This is a genomic window from Paludibacterium yongneupense DSM 18731 (genome assembly GCF_000422925.1).
In the GTDB taxonomy this organism is placed as follows: Bacteria; Pseudomonadota; Gammaproteobacteria; order Burkholderiales; family Chromobacteriaceae; genus Paludibacterium; species Paludibacterium yongneupense.
Genome location: NZ_KE383958.1, coordinates 127,339 through 150,720 on the forward strand (window position 1 = coordinate 127,339; position 23,382 = coordinate 150,720).

Annotated in this window: 22 protein-coding genes; 21 read left to right on the forward strand and 1 reads right to left on the reverse strand. The window is 63.8% G+C overall.

Features of this window, described 5'->3' with window-relative positions; genetic code table 11:
* The first annotated feature begins 3 nt into the window (after nt 1–3).
* From G520_RS0117280 to G520_RS0117295, 4 genes are read left to right on the forward strand one after another with little or no spacing between them, the layout of a single operon-like run.
* Nucleotides 4–996, forward strand: a complete 993-nt coding sequence (locus G520_RS0117280; protein WP_028536748.1) for a sulfate ABC transporter substrate-binding protein — start codon at nt 4–6, stop codon at nt 994–996.
* Nucleotides 997–1,006: 10 nt separating this feature from the next.
* Nucleotides 1,007–1,846 (forward strand): sulfate ABC transporter permease subunit CysT, encoded by an 840-nt coding sequence (cysT, locus tag G520_RS0117285; protein WP_028536749.1) that lies wholly within the window; start codon nt 1,007–1,009, stop codon nt 1,844–1,846.
* Nucleotides 1,847–1,861: 15 nt separating this feature from the next.
* Nucleotides 1,862–2,749, forward strand: coding sequence for a sulfate ABC transporter permease subunit CysW (gene cysW / locus G520_RS0117290; RefSeq protein ID WP_028536750.1), 888 nt, complete (start codon nt 1,862–1,864; stop codon nt 2,747–2,749).
* Nucleotides 2,746–3,813, forward strand: coding sequence for a sulfate/molybdate ABC transporter ATP-binding protein (locus tag G520_RS0117295; protein ID WP_028536751.1), 1,068 nt, complete (start codon nt 2,746–2,748; stop codon nt 3,811–3,813). Before cysW ends, G520_RS0117295 begins: the two co-directional genes overlap by 4 nt.
* Nucleotides 3,814–3,816: 3 nt before the next feature.
* On the opposite strand, the gene G520_RS0117300 is transcribed toward G520_RS0117295, so the two are convergent.
* Nucleotides 3,817–4,245, reverse strand: a complete 429-nt coding sequence (locus G520_RS0117300) for a DciA family protein (RefSeq protein WP_028536752.1) — start codon at nt 4,243–4,245, stop codon at nt 3,817–3,819.
* A gap of 200 nt (nt 4,246–4,445) precedes the next feature.
* Between G520_RS0117300 and secA the strand changes: the two genes are divergently transcribed.
* From secA to G520_RS0117385, 17 genes are all read left to right on the forward strand, one after another.
* Nucleotides 4,446–7,145: a preprotein translocase subunit SecA gene (gene secA / locus G520_RS0117305; protein WP_028536753.1), complete on the forward strand. Its 2,700-nt coding sequence runs from the start codon at nt 4,446–4,448 to the stop codon at nt 7,143–7,145.
* Nucleotides 7,146–7,240: 95 nt separating this feature from the next.
* Nucleotides 7,241–7,828 (forward strand): Maf family protein, encoded by a 588-nt coding sequence (locus G520_RS0117310; protein WP_028536754.1) that lies wholly within the window; start codon nt 7,241–7,243, stop codon nt 7,826–7,828.
* Nucleotides 7,829–7,839: 11 nt separating this feature from the next.
* The gene (rng, locus tag G520_RS0117315; RefSeq protein ID WP_028536755.1) at nt 7,840–9,336 is read left to right on the forward strand and encodes a ribonuclease G; all 1,497 of its coding nucleotides are present in this window, start codon (nt 7,840–7,842) and stop codon (nt 9,334–9,336) included.
* Nucleotides 9,337–9,365: 29 nt separating this feature from the next.
* The gene (gene cysE / locus G520_RS0117320) at nt 9,366–10,148 is read left to right on the forward strand and encodes a serine O-acetyltransferase (protein WP_028536756.1); all 783 of its coding nucleotides are present in this window, start codon (nt 9,366–9,368) and stop codon (nt 10,146–10,148) included.
* Between the two features lie 101 nt (nt 10,149–10,249).
* Complete coding sequence (locus G520_RS0117325; protein WP_028536757.1) at nt 10,250–12,400, forward strand: UvrD-helicase domain-containing protein; 2,151 nt, start codon at nt 10,250–10,252, stop codon at nt 12,398–12,400.
* 35 nt (nt 12,401–12,435) lie between these two features.
* Nucleotides 12,436–14,124 carry a response regulator gene (locus tag G520_RS0117330; protein ID WP_028536758.1) on the forward strand — a complete coding sequence of 563 codons (1,689 nt, stop codon included), beginning with the start codon at nt 12,436–12,438 and terminating at the stop codon, nt 14,122–14,124.
* A 51-nt stretch (nt 14,125–14,175) separates the two neighbouring features.
* Nucleotides 14,176–15,546, forward strand: coding sequence for a GGDEF domain-containing protein (locus G520_RS24120; RefSeq protein ID WP_028536759.1), 1,371 nt, complete (start codon nt 14,176–14,178; stop codon nt 15,544–15,546).
* Nucleotides 15,547–15,591: 45 nt separating this feature from the next.
* Nucleotides 15,592–15,771, forward strand: coding sequence for a DUF3460 family protein (locus G520_RS0117340; protein ID WP_028536760.1), 180 nt, complete (start codon nt 15,592–15,594; stop codon nt 15,769–15,771).
* Nucleotides 15,772–15,779: 8 nt separating this feature from the next.
* Nucleotides 15,780–16,445 carry a class I SAM-dependent methyltransferase gene (locus tag G520_RS0117345; RefSeq protein ID WP_028536761.1) on the forward strand — a complete coding sequence of 222 codons (666 nt, stop codon included), beginning with the start codon at nt 15,780–15,782 and terminating at the stop codon, nt 16,443–16,445.
* A gap of 114 nt (nt 16,446–16,559) precedes the next feature.
* Nucleotides 16,560–16,961 carry a biopolymer transporter ExbD gene (locus G520_RS0117350; protein ID WP_028536762.1) on the forward strand — a complete coding sequence of 134 codons (402 nt, stop codon included), beginning with the start codon at nt 16,560–16,562 and terminating at the stop codon, nt 16,959–16,961.
* The gene (locus tag G520_RS25735) at nt 16,958–17,866 is read left to right on the forward strand and encodes an energy transducer TonB (protein ID WP_028536763.1); all 909 of its coding nucleotides are present in this window, start codon (nt 16,958–16,960) and stop codon (nt 17,864–17,866) included. Before G520_RS0117350 ends, G520_RS25735 begins: the two co-directional genes overlap by 4 nt.
* A 47-nt stretch (nt 17,867–17,913) precedes the next feature.
* Nucleotides 17,914–19,206 carry a Tol-Pal system beta propeller repeat protein TolB gene (tolB, locus tag G520_RS0117360; protein ID WP_028536764.1) on the forward strand — a complete coding sequence of 431 codons (1,293 nt, stop codon included), beginning with the start codon at nt 17,914–17,916 and terminating at the stop codon, nt 19,204–19,206.
* Between the two features lie 61 nt (nt 19,207–19,267).
* The gene (locus G520_RS0117365; protein ID WP_028536765.1) at nt 19,268–19,789 is read left to right on the forward strand and encodes an OmpA family protein; all 522 of its coding nucleotides are present in this window, start codon (nt 19,268–19,270) and stop codon (nt 19,787–19,789) included.
* 84 nt (nt 19,790–19,873) lie between these two features.
* Nucleotides 19,874–20,644 carry a tol-pal system protein YbgF gene (gene ybgF, locus G520_RS0117370; RefSeq protein WP_028536766.1) on the forward strand — a complete coding sequence of 257 codons (771 nt, stop codon included), beginning with the start codon at nt 19,874–19,876 and terminating at the stop codon, nt 20,642–20,644.
* 116 nt (nt 20,645–20,760) lie between these two features.
* Nucleotides 20,761–21,249 (forward strand): 5-(carboxyamino)imidazole ribonucleotide mutase, encoded by a 489-nt coding sequence (gene purE / locus G520_RS0117375; RefSeq protein ID WP_028536767.1) that lies wholly within the window; start codon nt 20,761–20,763, stop codon nt 21,247–21,249.
* Entirely contained in the window at nt 21,246–22,382 is a 1,137-nt protein-coding gene (locus G520_RS0117380; RefSeq protein WP_028536768.1) for a 5-(carboxyamino)imidazole ribonucleotide synthase, read from the forward strand. The genes purE and G520_RS0117380 overlap by 4 nt, the downstream gene beginning before the upstream one ends.
* Nucleotides 22,383–22,431: 49 nt before the next feature.
* Entirely contained in the window at nt 22,432–23,313 is an 882-nt protein-coding gene (locus G520_RS0117385) for a phosphoribosylaminoimidazolesuccinocarboxamide synthase (RefSeq protein WP_028536769.1), read from the forward strand.
* Nucleotides 23,314–23,382: the final 69 nt, after the last annotated feature.

Sequence of the window (23,382 nt, forward strand, 5' to 3'; positions counted from 1 at the left end):
TTCATGAAGCGTCGCCTCCTGATTTTGACCGCGGTCATGCTGCTCGCGCGTGGCGCACTGGGGGCGCCGGTATTGCTCAACGCCTCCTACGATGTGATGCGGGATTTCTACAAGGATTACAACCCGCTGTTCCAGAAGGCATGGCGCGCGAAGAGCGGGGAGACGGTTACCGTGCAGCAGTCGCACGGCGGCTCTTCCAAGCAGATATTGGCCGTGGTCAACGGCCTGCCGGCGGATGTGGTCACCATGAACCAGGCCTCCGATATCGACGTCCTGGCCACACGCCATCTGTTGGCGGCCAATTGGGCGCAACGCTTCCCCGATCACTCCGTGCCGTTCACCTCGACCATGGTCTTGCTGGTGCGCAAGGGCAATCCCAAGCATATCCGCGACTGGCCCGATCTCGCCCGGCCCGGTGTGCAAGTGATTCTGGCCAATCCGAAAACATCGGGCAACGGCCGCTACGGCTACCTGTCGGCCTGGGCCTGGGCCTTGCGGCAGCCCGGAGGCAGCGACGCCCGCGCGCGGCAGCTGGTCGGACATATCCTTGCCAACGTTCCCTTGCTCGATGGCGGCGGTCGCGCCGCGACCACCACCTTCATGCAGCGCCAGATCGGCGATGTGTTGATCACCTTCGAAAACGAGGCGGAGATGATTTCGCGCGAGTTCGGTCGCGGTCAGTTCGAACTGGTCTACCCGACCTTGTCGGCGCGCGCCGATAACCCGGTTGCCGTGGTCGACAGCGTGGTCGACAAGAAGGGCAGCCGTCGCCAGGCGCAGGCCTATCTCGACTATCTGTGGAGCCCGGAAGCGCAGGCGCTTGCCGCGCGCTATTTCCTGCGTCCGGCGAATCCGCAGGTCGCGGCCCGTTACGCCGCGCAGTTTCCCTATGCCCGCACCTTCGATGTGCCGTCCGTGTTCGGCTCCTGGCAGTCGGCCATGCAGAAGCATTTTGCCGACGGCGGCGAGTTCGATCGCTTGATGGCGCATAAATGACGGGGGCGGCATGAGTTTATTGAACCGGAGTTACAGCGTCTTGCCGGGTTTCCGCCTCGGCTTCGGCATCAGCCTGGCCTGGCTGGGGCTGATCGTGCTGCTGCCGCTCGCGATGATGATCGTCGCGACCAGCCGCATGGGATGGCCGGCCTTTCTCGGTACGGTCCTCGACGAGCGCGTGCTCGCATCCTTGCGGCTGTCCTTCGTCGCGGCGGCCATCGCGGCAGCCATCAATGCGGTATTCGGTCTGTTGCTGGCCTGGGTGCTGGTTCGCTACCGCCTGTTCGGCAAGCGTTTCATCGACGCGATGGTCGATCTTCCCTTCGCCTTGCCCACCTCGGTGGCCGGGATCGCCCTGACGACCTTGTACGCGCCCAATGGCCTGGTCGGACAGTATCTGGCCCCGTTGGGGATCAAGGTCGCGTATACGCCGCTAGGCATCGTCGTGGCATTGACGTTCATCGGCCTGCCCTTCGTGGTGCGTACGGTGCAGCCGGTGCTGCAGGAACTCGAGCGCGAGCTGGAGGAGGCGGCCAGCTGCCTGGGCGCGAATCGCTGGCAGACCGTGCGCCGGGTCATTTTCCCGACCGTGCTGCCCGCGCTGATCACCGGTACGACCCTGGCATTTGCCCGCGCGACAGGCGAATACGGTTCCGTGATTTTCATCGCCGGCAACATTCCGCTGGTGTCCGAGATCGCGCCCTTGATCATCGTATCCAAACTCGATCAGTACGACCAGAACGGCGCGACCGCGGTAGCCGTTGTCATGCTGCTTATTTCTTTTGCGTTGCTGCTGCTGATCAATTCCCTGCAATGGTGGTCTGCACGGCGTAACGGCGCGCAGCGCTGATGAGAGGAGCCCGCCATGTCCGATTCGTATAGCGCCACCGCCGAGGCGCGCTGGGTGCGCTGGAGCCTGTGCGGTGTGGCTCTGGCATTCGTGTTTCTGTTCCTGCTGATTCCGCTGTTGTCGGTCTTTCAGCAGGCCCTGTCGCACGGCGTCGGCCTGTACCTGGCGGCGCTGACCGAGCCCGATGCCCGCGCGGCGATCGGGTTGACGGTGCGTTCGGCTGCGATCGCGGTGCCGCTCAACCTGGTCTTCGGTATCGCGGCGGCCTGGGCGATCGCGCGTTTCGAGTTCCGCGGCAAGACCCTGCTGACTACGCTCATCGACCTGCCGTTTTCGGTGTCTCCTGTGGTGGCCGGCCTGATGTTCGTGCTGCTGTTCGGTGTGAATTCGCCGGTCGGCGCCTTTCTCGCGGCCCACGGGATGAAAGTGATCTTCGCCGAGCCCGGCATCGTGCTGGCGACGGTGTTCGTGACCTTTCCCTTCGTCGCACGCGAACTGATTCCCTTGATGCAGTCGCAAGGCGCGGACGAGGAGCAGGCGGCGCTGGTGCTGGGCGCATCCGGCTGGAAGAGCTTTGTGCGCGTCACGCTGCCGAATGTGAAGTGGGGCCTGCTGTATGGCGTGATCCTGTGCAATGCCCGCGCAATGGGCGAGTTCGGCGCCGTCAGCGTGGTGTCGGGCCATATTCGCGGCGAGACCAATACCATTCCGCTGCACGTGGAAATCCTCTACAACGAATACAATTTTGTCGGCGCCTTTGCCTGCGCTTCGATCCTGGCCCTGCTCGCCCTGCTGACGCTGGTGATCAAGTCGCTGATCGAATGGCGTCAGGCCAGGGAGCAGAACCAGGCGTCGGGACGGGTGCAACTGGCACGGGTCCGTCGCGCGGGAGAGCACGCATGAGCATTGAGATCCAGAATATCCGCAAGCAGTTCGGCGACTTCGTGGCGCTGGATGACGTCAATCTCACGGTCAACGATGGCGAGTTGCTGGCCTTGCTCGGGCCGTCCGGCTGCGGCAAGACCACCTTGCTGCGCATCATTGCCGGCCTGGAACGTCCCGATGGCGGGCAGGTGTTGTTCGGAGGGGAGGACGCCACCCATCGCCACGTCGCGGAGCGCAAGGTCGGCTTTGTGTTCCAGCATTACGCCCTCTTTCGCCATATGACGGTTTTCGACAATGTCGCTTTCGGGCTGACGGTGAAACCGCGGCGCACGCGACCGTCGCCGGAGGCGATACGCGAACGGGTGATGGAGCTGCTGCGGCTGGTGCAGCTGGAATGGCTGGCCGACGCTTATCCGCCGCAACTGTCCGGCGGCCAGCGCCAGCGCATCGCCCTGGCGCGCTCGCTGGCGGTCGAACCGCGCGTGTTATTGCTCGATGAGCCCTTTGGGGCGCTGGATGCGCGCGTGCGCAAGGATCTGCGCCGCTGGCTGCGCGAGCTGCACGATGAAATCCATCTGACCAGCGTCTTCGTCACGCATGACCAGGAGGAGGCGCTGGAAGTTTCCGACCGGGTGGTCGTGATGGATCACGGCCATATCGAACAGGTCGGGCGGCCCGATGAAATCTATGAAAATCCGGCTTCGCCCTTCGTTACCCAGTTCCTCGGCGACGTCAATTTGTTCCACGGGCGGGTCGAGAGGGGTTTGTTCAGGGTGGGAGACTTCGCCCATCCGCTGGCGGGGCACGACGACAGCGATCAGGCGCTGGCCTATGTGCGGCCGCACGATCTGGATGTTTCTATGTCGGCTGCGCAGGCGCTGGCACAGGGACGGATCGAGCATATCCATGCGGTGGGTCCCGTGGTCAGGCTCGAACTTCGCCAGGACGACGGCTCTGTCATCGATGTCGCCTTGAGCAAGGAGCGCTATCGGGAGCTGGGGCTGACGCCAGGCGATACCGCGTTCGTCCGACCGAAAAAATTGTCGGTATTCAACGGCGATGCATCCGATTACGTGATCTGAGGGTCAGCGTTTGCGTTGGTTGGCGACCATCCTTGCCAGCGCGGCGCTGACCAGCGGATTGCCGACCCGTGCGGCGGCCCGTTCCATTTCGTCGAGCGCGTGCGGGCTGATCCCGGCGGCCCGGGGCGGGGCGGCCTGCCTGAGGCGGATGTCGACCTTCACCTTGACCCGCACCGCTTCGTGACCGAGCGCGGCCAGCGCCGGCAACAGACCCGGGGAGAGGATGCGCAGCCGGGCCGCGACCATGCCGCTGTCCGCGAGCAATTGAAGCTCGCCGTCGCGGATGCATACGGCACGGCAACTGGGAGCGAGTCCGGCCGGCAGCAGGGAGCGGAAGGCGCGATCCATCTCCAGCATCGCCCTGGCGGCCGTCGTCAGACGGGCCAGCATCTGGTCCTTGCCCGCTATATCCTTGAACGATAGACAACTCATGCGCTGCTGCGGCCGGAATGATGAAAACGTCCCCATTCTAGCCCACGGACGCCCGCTTTCCTACGAAAGCCGCACGGGTGGCGCACGATGTTTTTGCACAGGGACTTGACGCAGATTGTGCTCGCCCCCATCCCCCTTCCATTGGATGTGCTACACTTTTCTCCATTTTTCCCGGCCCGCAGGGCTTCTGGATTCGATAGATGATTTCCACGCTACTCAAAAAAGTGTTCGGCAGCCGCAACGATCGGCTCCTGAAGCAGTATCGGCAGGTGGTGTTGCGTATCAACGCACTGGAAGACGGCATGCTCGCCTTGTCCGACGAGGCGCTTGCGGGCCAGACCGCCCTATTCAAACAACGCCTGGCCGGCGGGGAGACGCTCGACGATCTGTTGCCCGAAGCGTTCGCCGTTTGCCGCGAGGCGTCGCGCCGCGTGTTGGGAATGCGACACTTCGATGTCCAGCTGGTCGGCGGCATGGTTCTGCATGACGGCAAGATCGCCGAAATGCGCACCGGCGAAGGCAAAACCCTGGTGGCGACGCTGGCGGTCTACCTCAACGCGCTCGCCGGCAACGGCGTGCATGTGGTGACGGTCAACGATTACCTGGCCAGCCGCGATGCCGGCATCATGGCACGGCTGTACAACTTCCTCGGCCTGTCCGTCGGCGTCAATCTGAGCCAGATGGCTCATGACGACAAGCAGCGCGCCTATGCCTCGGACATCACCTACGGCACCAACAACGAGTTCGGCTTCGACTACCTGCGCGACAACATGGTGTTCTCGCTGGGCGAGAAGGTGCAGCGCAAGCTGTCTTTCGCCGTGGTCGACGAGGTCGATTCCATCCTGATCGACGAGGCGCGCACGCCGCTGATCATTTCCGGCCCCGCCGAAGATAACGTCGATCTGTACCGCCGCATCAACGAATTGCCGGCTCGCCTCAAGCGTCAGGAGACCGAAGAGGGCGAAGGCGATTACTGGGTCGACGAAAAAGCGCATTCGGTCATGTTGTCCGAAGCCGGGCACGAGCACAGCGAGCAGATTCTCAGCGAGCTGGGGCTGCTGCGCGAAGGCGACAGCCTGTATTCCGCGACCAACATCACCCTGATGCACCACCTGTCCGCCGCGCTGAAGGCGCATGCGCTGTTCTTCCGCGACCAGCACTATGTCGTGCAGGACAACGAGGTGGTGATCGTCGACGAATTCACCGGCCGGCTGATGGCCGGCCGCCGCTGGTCAGAAGGTCTGCATCAGGCGGTCGAGGCCAAGGAAGGGGTGGAGATCAACCGCGAGAACCAGACGCTCGCCTCCATCACGTTCCAGAACTATTTCCGCCTGTACGGCAAGCTGTCGGGCATGACCGGTACCGCCGATACCGAGGCTTACGAGTTCCAGGAAATCTACGGCCTCGAGACCGTGGTGATCCCGACCAACAAGCCGATGGTGCGCAAGGACGCGCAGGATAAAGTCTACCGGACCGCGCGCGAGAAATACGAGGCCATCCTGGCCGACATCAAGGATTGCCAGGAGCGCGGCCAGCCGGTGCTGGTCGGGACCACGTCGATCGAAAACTCGGAATTGATCGCGGAACTGCTGACCCGGGCCAAGCTTGCGCATAACGTGCTCAACGCCAAGGAGCACGCGCGGGAAGCCGACATCATCATCCAGGCCGGCCGTCCCGGCGTGATCACGGTGGCCACCAATATGGCCGGGCGCGGCACCGATATCGTGCTCGGCGGCAATCCCGAACCCGAAATCCGCGCGGTTGAGGACGATGCCTCGCTGACCGATGCCGCTCGCGCCGAGCGCATCGCGCAATTGCGCAGCGAGTGGCAGTTGCGCCACGATGCGGTGCTGGCCGCCGGCGGCCTGCATATCGTCGGCACCGAGCGTCACGAATCGCGCCGTATCGACAACCAGCTGCGCGGTCGTTCCGGCCGTCAGGGCGACCCGGGCTCCTCGCGGTTCTACCTGTCGCTGGAAGATCCGCTGCTGCGCATCTTTGCCTCCGATCGCGTGGCGGCCATCATGGACCGCCTCAAGATGCCTGAAGGCGAGGCGATCGAGCATCCGTGGGTCAGCCGTTCGATCGAAAACGCCCAGCGCAAGGTCGAGGGCCGCAACTTCGACATCCGCAAGCAGCTGCTCGAATACGATGATGTCGCCAACGACCAGCGCAAGGTGATTTACCAGCAGCGCGCAGAGATTCTCGAGGACGAGGATGTCAGTGCGATGGCGATCAATATGCGCGAGGGCGTGCTCTCCGATATGGTCGACGAGCACTTGCCGCCCGAGTCGATGGAAGAGCAGTGGGACGTCGCCGGGCTGGAAAAGGCGCTGACGTCCGAGTATCTGCTGAGCGCGCCGGTGGGCGAATGGCTGAAGGCGGAACCGACGCTCGATATTCCCGACGTGCGCGAGCGCATCATCAAGATCGCGGCCGATGCGTACGCGGCCAAGGTCGCGCTGGCCGGAGAGCAGGGCATGCGCCAGTTCGAACGTTCGCTGCTGCTGCAGATGCTCGATAACCATTGGCGCGAGCACCTGGCGGCGATGGACCATCTGCGCCAGGGCATCCATCTGCGCGGTTATGCGCAGAAGAACCCGAAGCAGGAGTACAAGCGCGAGGCCTTCGAACTGTTCGCCGACATGCTCGAGCGCATCAAACGCGGTGTGGTCGGTGTTTTGCTGACGGTACAGGTGCGCAGCCAGGAAGACGCGGTTATCGAGCAGCACGAACCGGCGGGCATGGAGATGAGCCACGCGGAGCCGGAAGCGGTCGATGCCGATAATCCCCTGTCTCCGGAAACGCTGGCCGCGCAGGGTCTGCGTGTCGGCCGGAACGATCCCTGCCCGTGCGGCAGCGGCAAGAAGTACAAGCAGTGCCACGGGCGTCTGGGCTGAGTCCTGCCCCCGGTCCCGCCGCGGAACCTTTCCCTCCCCTGCCCGCGGCGGGCCTCTGATGTTGGCGCCGGGGCGGGGACACTAGGGAATCCTTCATGACCACGACTCTGTATCTGGCTTCGGCCAGCCCACGCCGCCGCGAGCTGCTCGCGCAACTGTGCCCGCATTTCGAACGCATCCATGCCGAGATCGACGAGACCCCGCGCCCGGGAGAAGAGGCCGTGGCCTATGCCGAACGCATGGCGCGCGAGAAGGCGGTCGAAGGCTGGCGCACCGTGGTCGAGAGCGGCCTGCCGGTGCGTCCGCTGCTGGCTGCCGATACCACCGTGGTGCTCGATGGGGTGATCTACGGTAAACCCGTCGACGCCGCCGACGCGCGGCGCATGCTGCTCGCCTTCTCCGGAAACACCCATCAGGTGGTCACGGCCCTGGCCGTGCGCGAAGGTGAGCGGATGCTGCAGCGGACTTCGATCACGGATGTCAGCTTCCGCGCCTTGAGCGCGGATGAGATCGACCGTTATCTGGATAGCGGGGAAGCCTTCGACAAGGCCGGCGCCTACGGCATCCAGGGCAAGGCATGCGTGTTTATCGAACGCATCGCGGGGAGCTACACTGGAGTGATGGGCCTGCCGCTGTTCGAGACGGCCGCTCTGCTCGCCGAGTTCGGCTTCTCCTTCCCGTGAAAAGACACGTCATGCTGCATCAATCGATAGCTTTGCCGCGCGATCTGCCGCGCCCAAAAGAACAGATTCTGGTCAATATCACGCCGCAGGAGACGCGGGTGGCTGTCCTGGAGGACGCGATCGTGCAGGAGCTGCACGTGGAACGCGCGGCCAGCCGTGGCATCGTCGGCAATATCTACCTGGGGCAGGTCAAGCGCGTGCTGCCCGGCATGCAATCCGCCTTTATCGAAATCGGGCTTGAACGCGCGGCCTTTCTTCACATCGCCGACGTGCTCGAGCAGCGGCAGCACCCCGGCGAGCCGCAGCGCATCGAAAAAATGCTGTTCGAAGGGCAGACGGTGCTGGTGCAGGTGATCAAGGACCCGATCAGCACCAAGGGGGCTCGGCTGAGCACGCAGATCAGCCTGGCCGGCCGCTTCCTCGTGCATTTGCCGCAGGAAGAACATATCGGCATCTCGCAGAAGATAGACAACGAAGAAGATCGCCTGTCGCTGCGGTCGCGCATGGAAAAGCTGCTGTCGCCCGATGCGCCGCACGGCTATATCATCCGCACCAGCGCCGAGACCGCCGACGATGCGGCACTGGCGGCCGATATCGAGTACCTGTCGCGGCTGTGGTCCGACATCCGCACCCGGGCCAACACGCTGCCGGCGCAGTCGTTGCTGTACGAGGATCTGCCCTTGTCGGTGCGCGTGCTGCGCGACATGGTCAGCGAGTCCACCGAACAGGTGATCGTCGACTCGACCGAGAATTACAGCCGCATGGTCGATTTCGCCGAGCAATACGTGATGTCGGCGGCGAGCAAGATCCAGCGCTATAGCGGCGAGCGTCCGCTGTTCGAACTGCACGGCATCGAAGCCGAGATCGACCGCGCGCTCGCGCGTCGGGTCAATCTGAAGTTCGGTGGCTACCTGATCATCGACCAGACCGAGGCGATGACCACGATAGACGTCAATACCGGGGGCTACGTCGGCAATCGCAACTTCGACGAGACCATCTTCAAGACCAACCTGGAAGCCACGCACGCGCTTGCGCGCCAGCTGCGGCTACGCAATCTGGGCGGCATCATCATCGTCGATTTCATCGACATGGACAGCGAGGAGCACCGTTCGGCCGTGCTCAACGAACTGGCCAAATCGCTGGCGCGCGACCGTACCCGCGTCACGCTCAACGGCTTCACCAGCCTGGGGCTGGTCGAAATCACCCGCAAGCGGACGCGCGAAAGCCTGGCCCATGTGCTGTGCGAGCCGTGTCCCATGTGCCAGAGCCGCGGCGAGATCAAGACGCCGCAGACCGTCTGCTACGAAATCCAGCGCGAAATCGTGCGCGAGGCCCGGCAGTTCGATGCCAAGGGTTTCCGCATCCTGGCCGCGCAGCCGGTGATAGACATGTTTCTGGACGAGGAGTCGCAAAGCCTGGCCCTGCTCGTCGATTTCATCGGCAAGCCGGTTTCCCTGTCGGTCGAAGCCACGTACTCGCAGGAACAGTTTGACGTAGTATTGCTATGAGGCGTCCGATGCCGTTGCGGAGTAAATCGATGTCCGATACCGACCAAGATCCCTTGTGGGAAACCATACGGTGCGAGGCGGCCCAAGCGGCCCGCACCGAGCCCCTGCTGGCCAGCTTCTTGCATATGACCGTGCTGCGCCACGGCTCGCTGGAAGACGTGCTCGCCTTCCACCTGTCGAGCAAACTGGCCAGCCCGGTGATGGATGCCCGTGCGTTGATGGAACTGTTCTGCGAGGCGCTGCGCAGCGAGCCCTCCATCTGTACTGCGATGCGCAACGATATCCGTGCCTGCTACGATCGCGACCCGGCCTGCGATCTGTATTCGATCCCCTTGCTCTACTTCAAAGGGTTCCACGCCTTGCAGAGCCAGCGCATCATGCATTGGCTGTGGAATAACGACCGGCGCACGCTGGCCTATTTCCTGCAAAACCGCATTTCTGAAGTGACCGGCGCCGATATCCACCCGGCGGCGCGCTTTGGCGAAGGCGTGATGCTGGACCACGGCACCGGCATCGTGGTCGGCGAGACGGCGGTGGTCGGCAATAACGTTTCCATTCTGCAAGGGGTGACGCTCGGCGGTTCGGGCAAGGAATCCGGCGATCGCCATCCCAAGATCGCCGACGGCGTGATGCTGGGGGCCGGCGCCTCCATCCTGGGCAATATCCGCGTCGGTCGCTGTGCGAAGGTCGGCGCTGGCAGCGTGGTGCTGGAAGATGTGCCTGCGCATTGCACCGTGGTCGGGGTGCCGGCGCGCATCGTGCGCCAGGACGTGCCGGGTACGCCTGCACTGGAGATGGATCAGCGCGTTTAGCGGACGGCACGCCGAGTGCCGGCCCGCCTGCTGCGCAAAACGCACGGATCGGGCTCCCGCTCTGTTAAAATCGGGGTTTCGACGATTCTTCCGTGGCGACAATGAGCTCAGATCTTCTGGCAGGTCTCAATCCCGAACAACTCCGCGCCGTAACGTGGCCCGCGCGTTCTGCGCTGGTGCTGGCAGGGGCCGGAAGCGGCAAGACCCGGGTGCTGACGACTCGCATCGCCTGGCTGATCCAGAGCGGGCAGGTCAGCCCGGCCGGCGTGCTGGCGGTGACGTTTACCAACAAGGCCGCGCGCGAAATGCAGACCCGGCTGTCCACGCAATTGCCCGTCAACATCAAGAGCATGTGGATCGGGACATTCCACGGTTTGTGCAACCGGTTTTTGCGCATCCATCACCGCGACGCCGGCTTGCCGCAGACGTTCCAGATTCTGGACAGCGCCGATCAGCAGGCGGTCGTCAAGCGGCTGCTGAAGAGCCTCGAGCTTTCCGACGAAAAATTCCCGCCGCGCGCCGTGCAGCAATTCATCAATGGCAACAAGGAGGCCGGACGCCGCGCCGACACGCTGGATGCGGCGGACGCGTATACGCGCAAGCTGGTCGAAGTCTACGCCGCCTATGACGCCCAGTGCCGGCGCGAAGGCGTGGTCGATTTCGCCGAGTTGCTGCTGCGCAGCTACGAGGTGCTCAGCGCCAACCAGGCTTTGTGCGAGCATTATCGCGAGCGTTTCCATCACATTCTTGTCGACGAATTCCAGGATACCAATCGCCTGCAATACAAGTGGCTGACCCTGCTGGCCGGGCGTGACAACGCGGTATTCGCCGTCGGCGACGATGATCAGTCCATCTACGCCTTCCGGGGGGCCGAAGTCGGCAATATGCGGTCGCTGCTTTCCGATTACGGCATCGGCGAACCGGTGCGGCTGGAGCAGAACTACCGCTCGATGGGGACCATCCTCAAGGCGGCCAACGCGCTGATCGAGCGCAACGACGGCCGTCTGGGCAAGAACCTGTGGACCGAGGCGGGAGAGGGCGAGCCGATCCGCACGTATCAGGCCTGGTCCGATGGCGACGAGGCCGAGTTCATCGTCGACGAAGTGCGCGCGTTGAAACGCGAAGGCGCTTCTCTGGTCGACATCGCCCTGCTTTATCGTTCCAATGCGCAGTCGCGCGTGCTTGAACACGCGCTGGTCAACGCGGGCTTGCCCTATCGCGTCTACGGCGGCTTGCGTTTCTTCGAGCGCCAGGAGGTCAAGCACGCGCTTGCCTATCTGCGCCTGATTGCGAACCCCGAAGACGACAATGCCCTGCTGCGCGTGATCAACGTTCCCGCACGCGGCATCGGTGCCCGCACCGTGGAAACGTTGCAGGTCAATGCGCGCGAGCAGGGTTTGCCGCTGTGGCAGGTTGCCTGCGCCGCAGGCGGCGGCCGCAGTGCGGCCAGCCTCGGTCGCTTCGTGCTGTTGATCGAGTCGATGCGGCAGCGTGCGGAAGGCTTGTCTCTGGCCGAGTGCGTGAGCCTGGCCATTGCCGATTCCGGCTTGCGCGAAATGTACGAACAGGATCGCAAGGATGGCGAGGAGCGCATCGCCAACCTGGATGAGCTGGTCAATGCGGCTGCCGGCTTCATCGCCGACGAACGCGAGATGGCGGTGATCGAGTTTCTCGGTGCCGCATCGCTCGAAGCGGGCGAACACCAGGCCGAGGCCGGACAGGACGCGCTGCAGTTGATGACGGTGCATGCGGCCAAGGGGCTGGAATTCGATGCCGTGTTCGTCACCGGACTCGAAGAAGGGCTGTTCCCGCATGAAAACAGTTTCAACGATCAAAAAGGGCTGGAAGAAGAACGGCGGCTGATGTACGTTGCAGTCACGCGCGCGCGCAAGCGGCTATACCTGAGTTGTGCTCAGGCACGGATGCTGCATGGCCAGAGCCGTTTTCCGATCCGCTCGCGCTTTTTCGACGAGATACCGGAAGAACTGGTGCACGAGCTGTCGCCGAAACCGCGTCCCGAAGCGCCGCCGCGGCCGCCTGCGCGAGCACCGTGGCACAATACGGCCGCGCCGCTGAGTTCGCACGACTATATGGGTTTCCGCATCGGGCAGTCGGTCGGCCATGCCAAGTTCGGACTGGGTGTGGTGGTGAATGCGGAAGGCGCGGGGGACGATGTGCGGCTGCAAATCAACTTCGCCGAGCAGGGATTGAAGTGGCTGGATCTTAGATATGCGCGACTCACGGCCGAATAAGCGGTCGCGGGACAGAATCATTCGAACGGAGCGCGATGGAACAACAGTTTCCCCTGCCGGGTAGCGGCGAGCAATCCGGCCATGCCGCACACGAGGATCCGTATTCCCGGCGGCTGTTTCTGGTTGTGGACAGCGTGCCGGAGATGCAGCGCGCGCTGGCGATGACCCTGTCGTCGTTCGGCGCCGATAAGGTCGAGTTCGCGAGCAAGGCCGGGGACGCGCTGGCCAAGATGAGCCGTTACGATTTCGATGTGGTGTTGTGCGACTATGACCTCGGCAGTGGTTACGACGGGCTCTATCTGTTCGAGGAGGTCAAGGAACGCAATCTGATCAAACAGTCCTGCGTGTTCATGATCGTGACCGGCGAGAGGCGCGCGCCGCGCGTGATTTCCGCTGCCGAACTGGCTCCGGACGACTATTTGCTCAAGCCGTTCACCGGCGAGGTGCTGCGGCTGCGACTGAATAAAGCGATGCGCCGGCGCGAGGCATTCCGGCCCATCGACGAAGCGATCATGCGCAACGAATACCTGCTCGCGATCGAGACCTGCGACGGAAAGATCGCCGAGCGCGGCGAATTCACCCTCGATTTCATGAAGCTGAAAGGCTCGCTCGCGCTGAAAATCGGCGACTTCGACACGGCGCGCGGACTCTACCTCGACGTGCTGCGCATCAAGGGTGTGGCCTGGGCCAAGCTGGGCCTGGCCAAGGCTCTGACCGGTCTGCGACAGTACGACGAAGCGCGCATGTTGTTCGAAGAGGTGCTGGCCGACAACGACAGGGTTATGGAGGCATATGACTGGCTCGCGCAACTCGCGCGTGGCAGTCACGATCTGGCGCGCGCGCAGGACGTGCTGGCGCGCGCAACCGAGCTGTCGCCGGTGGTGATCCGCCGTCAGCAGCAACTGGCCGAAGTGGCGCTGTTGAACAATGATCTCGATACCGCGCTCAAGGCGAGCAGCGAGGCGCTGGAAATCGCCAAATATACCTGGCATCGCAGCCCGACCCAGTATGCGATGGTGGCCCGGGTCCAGCTCGAGCTGGGCGAAGCCGGCAGTGCCGGACGCACCTTGTCCAATCTGCGGCGAGACTATCGCTACAACGAGGCCGGCGCATGGATGGCCGATGTCGTCGACAGCCAGATCCAGCTCAAGGCGGGCAATCGCAACCGGGCGGAGCAGTTGCTGGGGCTGGCCGAGGAAAGGCTGGCCGGGCTGACGGGGCAGTTGACGCCCGAGGCGCAGATGGAGTTCGCGCGCGCCTGTTACCAGCAGGGGAAACACGCGGCCGGCGACGAGACGATGCGCGCCCTCGTGCGCAACCATCACGATGACGAGAGCCTGCTGGCGCGGATGGGCGATGTGTTCGAGCAGGTTGGGCGCGGCGAAAACGGCCGCCAACTGATCGCCGAAAACGTGCAGTCGGTGGTCGATCTCAACAACGTGGCGGTGCGCGAGGCGCAGGCGGGGCAGCTGGATGCCGCGCTTGAACGCTTCGCGCGTGCGCATACCGAAATGCCGTACAACATTCAGGTGATGCTCAATCTAGTCAATGCCACGATGGCTTATGTTCATCGCAATGGCTGGCATGAGAGCCATATGCGGCGGGCCAGCGAGATGTTGCAGCGCGTGCGCGAAGTCGCGCCAGCGAACAACAAATTCCAGAAAATGCTGCAGTCGTGGCGTATTTTGACCGAAAAACTGGGCAAGCCGCACTGGGGCGTCTGAACCGGTGCGTCCCCCGTTTTTCTCATTTCCCGGCGCGAACGAGGTCTGCCCATGCGCATGAAGCCGCTCCATCTTGCCTCTGCGCTGCTATGGCTGGTGTTGAGCGGCCTGATCGCGCAGGCCTTCGTCAATCGCGCCGTGTCCCGCGCAGATCAGCGTCTCCAGTCTCTCGCCGACCGGCTTGGCGGCGAGCTGGCGCTGCAATGGCAGAGCGGGTCGGCGCTACTCGATAGCTATGCCATTCTCGACGGGATGAGCGGCGCGCCGCGCGGAAAGACCGGACGCGACGCTGGCGGAGACCTGTTGCGCGGAAGCGGCAAGGCCGGTCTCGCTTTGCTGCGGGCAGAGGATTTCGCGACAGCCGACTATGTCGCGGTGGCCTCCGTGGATGGGTCGGTCCGCCCCGACCCCGCTGTCGGCGCGATGGTGCGCGCGACCGGCCGCGCCCTGGTGCGAGGCGCGGGTGTTGCCGTCTCGCCGCCTTTTGTCGCGGCTGGCGGCCGGCGCGTTTACCTGCGGCTGCGGCCACGAGCGGCTGCGACGGCTCAGGGGCCGCGAGCCGTCATCGCGGTGTTGGCTGCGGCCGACGCCTTGACGCCGGACCTGAAGGCCCTGCCGGCCGGGGCTGGCGTGCGTCTGAGTCTGGCGCCGGGCGCGCACGCGGCTGCCGGGGCGGGCTTTTTCGAGCGTCGCGCATTCGATGGCGGCTGGCTGGCGCGCCGCTTGCTGCCACGGCTCGAGGCCGAACGCCATCCCGCGATGACCGCCCCGATGCTGCGGCTGGACTGGCAGCCGGGCTTCGAGATTGTCGACGGCTTCGAGTGGGCGGCGATGAGTTGCCTGTCGCTGGCGCTGTCCGGTCTGCTGGTGTTCGCACCCGCCGTACGTCGCCACTGCCGCGGCGACCGTTTCGAGCATGAGATGCGCGAGTTTTACCAGGCCAACCACGACCGCTTGACGGGGTTGGCCAATCGCAATCTGTTTTATGACCGCATGCAGCATGCCATTGCGCGTCTGCAGCGCAACGGACGTCAGCTGGCGATCGTGTTTCTCGATCTTGACCGCTTCACCGCCGTCAACGACACGCTCGGCCAGGCGGGCGGAGACCAGGTGTTGCGTTCGGTCGCCGGGCGGATGCGGACGTGTTTGCGCGGCGAGGACACGGTGGCCCGTTTCGGCGGCGACGAATTCGTGGTCATGCTTGAAGATATCGGCGGTTATCAGCAGGTCGAACGCGTGCTGGCGCGGTTGAAGCAGGAACTGGAACGTCCCTATGCGCTGGAAGATGGCCGCTCGCTGCAATTGGGGGTCAGCATCGGGACGGCCTACTACCCCGACGACGGAGAACGGGTCGAAGAATTGCTGACGGCCGCCGATCGCGCCATGTACGGCGACCGGCACGAGCCGGTCATTGTGCTCTGAATGGCCGTGCATCGGTTACACTAGCGAAAACAGAAGGAGAATCGGATGTACGTTTCGGAATTCACCAAGTTCATGGATGAGTACCTTGAGCAGCACCCGGCCGTCGACAGCGAGCGCCGCGAGCTGCGTTTGAAGCTGTGGGATACGACGCTGGACCTGGACGATCAGCGCCGCTGGAAGGAATCGCGCGTCGCGCAGAAGCCCTACGTCTATCAGCCCGACTGAACGCTGCCATGACCCGTCGTACCGTGGCGCTGGATGGCGCCCTGAGTGAATACCTGTTGCAAATCGGATTGACCGAAACGCCGGTGATGCGCGAACTGCGCGAATTTACGGCGACGCATCGCCAGGCCAAGATGCAGATCGCCCCGGAGCAGGGGCAGTTTCTCGGCTGGCTTGCGCAACTGACCGGCGTGCGCCGCTACCTGGAAATCGGTGTCTTCACCGGTTATAGCACCCTGGCCGTGGCGCAGGCGATGCAGGCCGACGGAACGGCGGTGGCCTGTGACATCACGCCGGCCTTTACCGACATCGCGCGCGAATACTGGCAGCGGGCAGGGGTGGCCGACCGTATCGAATTGCGGCTGCAGGCGGCGCTCGATACGCTGGATGCCCTGCTGGCCGAGGGGCAGGCAGACAGCTTCGACCTTGCGTTGATCGATGCCGATAAGCCGAATTACCGTGCGTATTTCGAAGCCTGCCTGAAGCTGGTGCGTCGCGGTGGCGTGATCGCCATCGATAATGTCTTTCTCTCCGGTCGTGCGATGGCGCCGCAGCCGCAGGACCCGCCCGGCGTTCATCTGATCCATGCGTTCAACGCCGAGTTGGTGCGCGATCCGCGAGTGCGGCTGTGCGTGCTGCCCATGGGCGACGGCATGACGCTGGCGACGAGATTGTGACGCGCATCCGCGTGCTGCGGAACTTTTCCCGGTTCTCGCAACTCAAAGAACCTTGCCTTCAATCGAATTCTTTACGGCCGCGGAGCACTCTCCCCGTCGGAATTTTCCCCAGACATGCTCAATCGTAGACCCCGCCGCCAAATGAACCAGATGAACGTTGTGCCTTATATCGACGTCATGCTGGTTTTGCTGGTGATCTTCATGGTGACGACGCCTATGTTTTCCCCCGGCGTCGTCGACGTTCCCAGCGTATCGCACGCCAGAGCGATGGATTCGCATCCCGTTGAAATCGTAATGGACCGTGCCGATCGCATCGTCGTGCGTAGCGGCAGCGCGCCCGATGCGACTGTCGCATCGGCCGAGGAACTGGCCGATCTCGTACGGAGCATGGCTGCGAACGATCAGCCGTTCGCGATCTCGGCCAGCCGGGAGCTTAAATACGCAGACGTGATCAAAGTCGCGGATGCCTTGCACAAGGCCGGCATCAAACGCGTGGCCTTGACGGTGAAGCAATGAGTCGTGGCCGCCTGGGCGCCCCTGCCGTCCTGTCCGTTTTGTTGCATGCCGGTGTCGCCGCCTTGTTGCTGTGGGCCGGTGTGCAAAGCCGTGTGACCCGCGAGCCGCCACCGGTTGCGGTTGAATTGTGGAGTAGTGCGCCGACACTGCCGTCGCCCGCCGCACCCGCTCCGGCTCCGGTCGAAACGCCGCGGCCGCAACTGCAGGCGGTGTCGCCGCCGGAAGCTCCGGCCGATGTCAACCTCGGCCATGTCCGCCATCCCGTCAGGCCGAAGAAAGTCGCCTCCGAGCCCGCGCCGGCAAGAGTCGCGCCCACGCCTGTGCCGAAACGGGAACCCAAGCCCGCACCCAAGCCGGTGCCCAAGCCGGTGCCCAAGCCGGTGCCCAAGCCGGTGCCCAAGCCCGCTGCCGTTCCGAAAGCGCCGCCCGCGGCGACAAGACCGGCGGCCGCGCCCGCCCCAACGCCCAAACCGGCGCGCCTGCCCAGGGACAAAGCCGCGCACGCCGATCCGGCGACCGATGACATGCTGGCAGATCTCGGCAGTGGCAACCACCCGGCCACCGGCAAAGTGACCCAGGCCGGCAAAAGCAGCGGCGTGGTCGGCGGGAGCCAAAACGGTAGCGCGCGCGCGGGCAAAGGCTATGAGCAGTTGGTGATTTCGCGGGTGAAACCGCTGGTGGCGGTTCCGCCCGGCACTCAGGGCAATCCGAAGGTGGTGATGGGGATTCATCTGCTGCCTTCGCTGGAAGTGCGGTCGGTGACGGTGTTGCGTTCGAGCGGCAATCCTGCGTTTGATAATGCGGTGCGGCAGGCCGTCCTCGACGCAGGCAGTTTCCCGCACCTGCTGCCGGGGATGGCGTTCGACGATATCCGCGATCTCAAGCTCACCATTACGGCAAACTAGATACGTGATAGTGGTATAAATAAATATTTGGATATTAGAGGGAACTAATGCTCAAGTTGCAGACTCTAGTAAAAGGTCTGATGACCCTGGCACTGGTACTGGGTGTGGTCAGCGGCGCACGCGCCGAGATGAACGTCGAGTTCAGTGTCGATGGCAGCGCCGGGCGCTATGCGATCGCGATCGTTCCCTTCAAGGACGAGGCTGCATTGCCCACCGCCCCGACGCCCGTGGTGCGAACGGATCTGGCCTTGTCCGGCGAGTTCCGCATGGTGGATGGCAGCAGTGTGGCCAATGTGCCGTTCGACCCGACGCAGATCGATTATGCCAAATGGCAGGCTGCCGGAGCGCAGGCCATTGCCGTGGGGAAAGTGGTGGCGGGCGCCGGCGGTCAATCCACCATCAGCTTTCGTTTGATGGACGTGGGCAGGAAGAAGGAGCTGACATCGGGCCAGTTTACCGTGCCGCAGGAGCGGGTGCGCGAGGTCGGGCACACGATCGCCGACATGATTTATCAGGCGATTCTCGGGCAGCCGGGGATATTCAATACCCGTATCGCCTATGTGCTGAAGCAGGGTCGCAGCTACCAGCTGCAGGTCGCCAATGTCGACGGTTCCAACCTGCAGACCATCCTGCGCTCGCGAGAACCCATCATGTCGCCGGCATGGTCGCCCAATGGGCGCTTTCTCGCGTATGTGTCGTTCGAAACGCACAAGCCGGTGGTGTGGGTGCAGGATCTGGCGACCGGTTCGCGCCGGGCCGTCGCCAACTTCAAGGGCAGCAATTCGGCACCGGCATGGTCGCCGGATGGCAAGCGGCTGGCGGTGGTGCTGACCACCAGCGGCAACTCGCAGATTTATCTGGTTCCGGCGGCTGGCGGATCGCCGCGCCGGCTTACCTATAGCGATGGCATCGATACCGAACCGGTCTGGGCACCCGATGGCGGCACGCTGCTGTTCGTCTCCGATCGCAGCGGCGGGCCGCAGGTGTACAGCGTCGACACGGAGGGCGGGACGCCGCGGCGCCTGACGTGGCAGGGGAGCTACAACGTGTCGCCGCGGATATCGCCGGATGGCAAGAGCTTTACGTATATCCGCAAGAATGGCGGCGAATTCAGGGTCGTGATCCAGGATATCGCTGGCGGCGAAGGGCGTGTCCTGTCGACCGGGTATAACGAACGTCCGAGTTTTGCCCCGAACGGGCGCATGGTTTTGTACGCCAGTGTGGTCGGGGGCAAGAGTGTGTTGTATGCCGCCACCCAGGATGGTGGCAGCAAGGTGAAACTCGCCGTCATCAACGGCGATGTGCAAGATCCGGCATGGGGGCCGTTTAATAATCCCTGAGTATTGCGCTGGCCGCGAGACCAGGCGCTGTTGATCGATTTTCCAATCTGGAGTCAGAAAAATGAATTTGAAACAGTTGTTCATCGGAACCGCCACTGTCACCCTGCTGGCCGCTTGCGCCAGCACCAAGCCGGTTCCCGCGCCGGTGGCCCCGACGACCGCCAGCTCCGCCGCCGGCACCTCCCAGGCCGCGGCCGCCGATAGCAGCAAGACCGTGCTCGATCCCTTGAAAGACCCGAACAGCCCGCTGGCCAAGCGCAGTGTTTACTTCGATTTCGACAAGTCCGAGTTGAAGGACGAGTTCAAGCCGCTGGTGGCCTCGCATTCCGATTATCTGAAACAGCATGGCGAACAGAAGATCGTGATTCAGGGTAATACCGATGCCGTCGGTAGCCGCGAATACAACCTTGGCCTCGGTCAGCGCCGCGCTGAAACCGTCAAGAAGGCGATGGAAGTCCTGGGTGTGAACGGCAAGCAGCTTGAAGCGGTCAGCTTCGGCAAGGAAAAACCGCGCGCCGAAGGCAATAGCGATGCGGCCAACGCCGAGAACCGTCGCGACGATATCGTCTACCAGGGTCAGTAAGTCTTTCGCCGACGGCCGAGGGGCTGTCGGCATCAACCCGGCCTGCTACACTGGCGGGCAACGCCTTTTTCTCCGGAGTTCGATATGAAACGGTTTGCCATCGGCAGTCTGCTCGTGGTCTCCCTGGCCGGGTGCGCGACGAGCTCGGACCTCGACGCGACCCGTCAACAGCTCGACCAGGTCACCCAGCAGGCCAATCGGCGTCTGAGCGATGTCGAAAGCAAGTTGTCCAACGACAAGCTGCTGGATCTGGTAACCGAAATCGACAAGCTGAAGGCCGAAGTCGCGCATATGCGCGGCCAGCTGGAAGAACAGAACTACACTGTGCAGACGACGCAAAAGCGGCAGAACGATCTGTACAACGACCTCGATTCGCGCCTGGCCAAGCTTGAATCCGCATCGGCTCCGCTAGCCCGGGTCGCACCTCCCGTACCTGCCGGCGCCTCGGCACCCGCCGCCCAGACTGCCGCTGCGGCCGGAGCCGCACAGGCCAGCCCCGATTATGATCGTGCCCTCAATCTGTTGCGCAACCGCGATTTTGCCAATGCCAGCGTCGCCTTGCAGCGCTATATCGAGCAGAACCCGGAGTCGCCGCAGACGCTGGATGCGACTTACTGGCTCGGTGTCTCGCACGCGGCCCAGCGCCAGTACGATGCCGCCATCGACATCCATCGCCGTTTTGTCGAAGCGCACCCGGAGAACCCGCATGCCCCGGACGCCATGCGCAATATCGCCAACTGCCAGCGCGACCTGGGCCAGGTCGACCAGGCCCGGGCAACGCTCAAGCGTCTGATCAAGCTGTATCCGAAGACCTCGGCGGCGATCAAGGCCAAGGAAATGCTCGCCCATTTGTGATGCGGGGCCTTGAGGCGCTAAGTGCCTGATTCGCTTCAAGTCGAGAGATAAAACGTTTCCGGCGGTGGTGACGGATCGGGTAAAATCCCGTTTTCGCAATTTGACGGGCTTTCCCCATGATCGAAGTCGGTATCGTAATGGGTAGTAACAGCGACTGGGATGTCATGCAGCACGCTGCTCGCGTGTTGAAGACCTTCGGCGTTGCCTTCGAGACGCGTGTGGTCTCCGCGCACCGGACTCCCGATCTCTTGTTCGACTACGCATCCGCTGCCGCCGGGCGTGGCCTGGCGGCCATCATCGCCGGCGCCGGCGGCGCCGCGCACTTGCCTGGCATGCTGGCGGCCAAGACTATCGTTCCCGTGCTCGGTGTCCCGGTCCCTTCCCGCTATCTGCGCGGCGAAGACTCGCTGCTGTCCATCGTTCAGATGCCGAAAGGCATTCCGGTCGCCACCTTTGCTATCGGCGAGGCCGGTGCGGCCAATGCCGCACTGTTCGCCGTCGCTCAGCTTGCGCTGACGCGGCCGGCGCTGTCGGCGCAGCTGAGTGCCTTCCGTCAGGAACAGGAGCGCGCGGTGCTGGCCATGACGTTGCCGGAGGTCGAATGAGCATGCCGGCCATTCTGCCCCCTGCCATGTTGGGAATTCTCGGTGGCGGCCAGCTCGGCCGCATGTTTGCTGTTGCCGCGCGCACCATGGGCTATCGCGTGGCAGTGCTCGACCCCGATGCCGGAGCCCCGGCGGCGGCGTTTGCCGATCTGCATGTGTGCGCCGCTTTCAACGATCCGCAAGCATTGGCGACCCTGGCCGCGCAGTGTGCGGCGATCACGACCGAATTCGAAAACGTGAATGCCGATGCCATGCGCTGGCTGGCCGAGCGGGTGCGGGTGTCCCCTTCCGGGGACAGTGTCGCCATTGCCCAGGACCGTATCGTGGAAAAAGCGCACATTCGACGCGCCGGCCTGGAGACGGTACCGTATCTGGCGCTGGAGAGCGTCAGCGATCTCAATGTGCGGCTGGAGCCGTATCTGCCCGGAATTCTGAAAACCGCCCGCCTTGGCTATGACGGCAAGGGACAGGTCCGGGTGGCCACCCCGGCCGAGGCGCGCGCCGCTTTCGCCGACTTCGGCGGCCAGCCGTGCGTGCTGGAGAAGCGGGTGGAGCTGGCTTGCGAAATCTCGGCGATTGTCACGCGCGTGAGCACGGCCCAGTGTGCCGTATTCCCCGTCGCGGAAAACCGGCATCGCGCGGGCATCCTGGACATCAGCCTGGTGCCGGCGCGCATCGACGCCGCGCTGGCCGCGCGCGCGCAGCAGATGGCCGTGCGCCTGGCCGAGGAGCTGGACTATGTCGGCGTGCTGGCGGTCGAGTTCTTCGTTCTTGCCGACGGCTCCTTGCTGATCAACGAGATGGCCCCGCGTCCGCACAACTCCGGGCACTATACGCTCGATGCGTGCGTGACCGACCAATTCCAGCAACAGGTGCGCGCGATGTGCGGGCTGTTGCCCGGCGACTGCTCCTTGCTGCGCCCGGCCGCGATGGTCAATCTGCTCGGCGATTCCTGGCGAGAGGACGGAGGTCAGCCCGAGTGGGCCGTGCTGATGGAGGCTCCCAATGCCCATCTGCATTTGTACGGCAAGCGCGAGGCGCGGCCCGGTCGCAAGATGGGGCATTTCACCGTCCTGGCCGCCAGCGCCGATGCCGCGCTCGAGCAGGCCGAGGCATTGCAGGATACGTTGTAAGCCGGGCCCGGTCGGGCCCGGCGCAGGATTATCGACAAGGACCGAATTCATGACCGCCAGCACCACTCCTTATTTGCAGAGCCTGCCGAAAATCTACTCCGGCAAAGTTCGCGATCTGTACGCCATCGACGATAAACGCATGCTGATGGTTGCCTCGGACCGCCTGTCCGCTTTCGATGTGATTCTCGACGATCCGATTCCCGGCAAGGGGCAGATCCTGACCTCGATCTCCAATTTCTGGTTCGAGACGCTGGGAGAGCTGGTACCCAATCACCTGACCGGAGATCGTCCCGAGGATGTCGTGTCCGCCGCCGATCTGCCGCTGGTAGAAGGCCGCGCCGTCGTGGTCAAACGCTTGCGACCGGTGCCGATCGAAGCGATCGTGCGCGGCTACCTGGCCGGATCGGGCTGGAAGGAATACCGCCAGGTCGGCAGCGTCTGCGGCATTGCGCTGCCGGCCGGCTTGCGCGAGGCCGACCGCCTGCCGCAGCCGCTGTTTACCCCGTCGACCAAGGCCGCCGTTGGCGACCACGACGAAAACATCAGCTTTGCCGCCTGCAGCGAGCTGATCGGCGCCGATCTGGCCGTACGGCTGCGCGACACGGCGATCGCTCTCTATCGCGCTGCCAGCGAATTTGCCGCCGCGCGCGGGATCATCATTTGCGACACCAAGTTCGAGTTCGGTCTGGACGAAGACGGTACGCTGACCTTGATGGATGAAGTGCTGACGCCTGATTCCAGCCGTTTCTGGCCGGCAGACAGCTATCGTCCCGGCAGCAATCCGCCGAGCTTCGACAAGCAGTTCGTACGAGACTGGCTGGAAGCCAGCGGCTGGAACAAGCAGGCGCCCGCGCCGCAGGTTCCGCTCGATGTACGCGAAAAGACGGCGGCCAAGTACCGCGAGGCCCTGACCCGCCTTACCGCAGTCTGACGTCCAGCGGCCCCGGGGGGGCGGTGACATCGTCCGTGTCCGCGGCTTAGAATGCGGTGTGCCGCTATA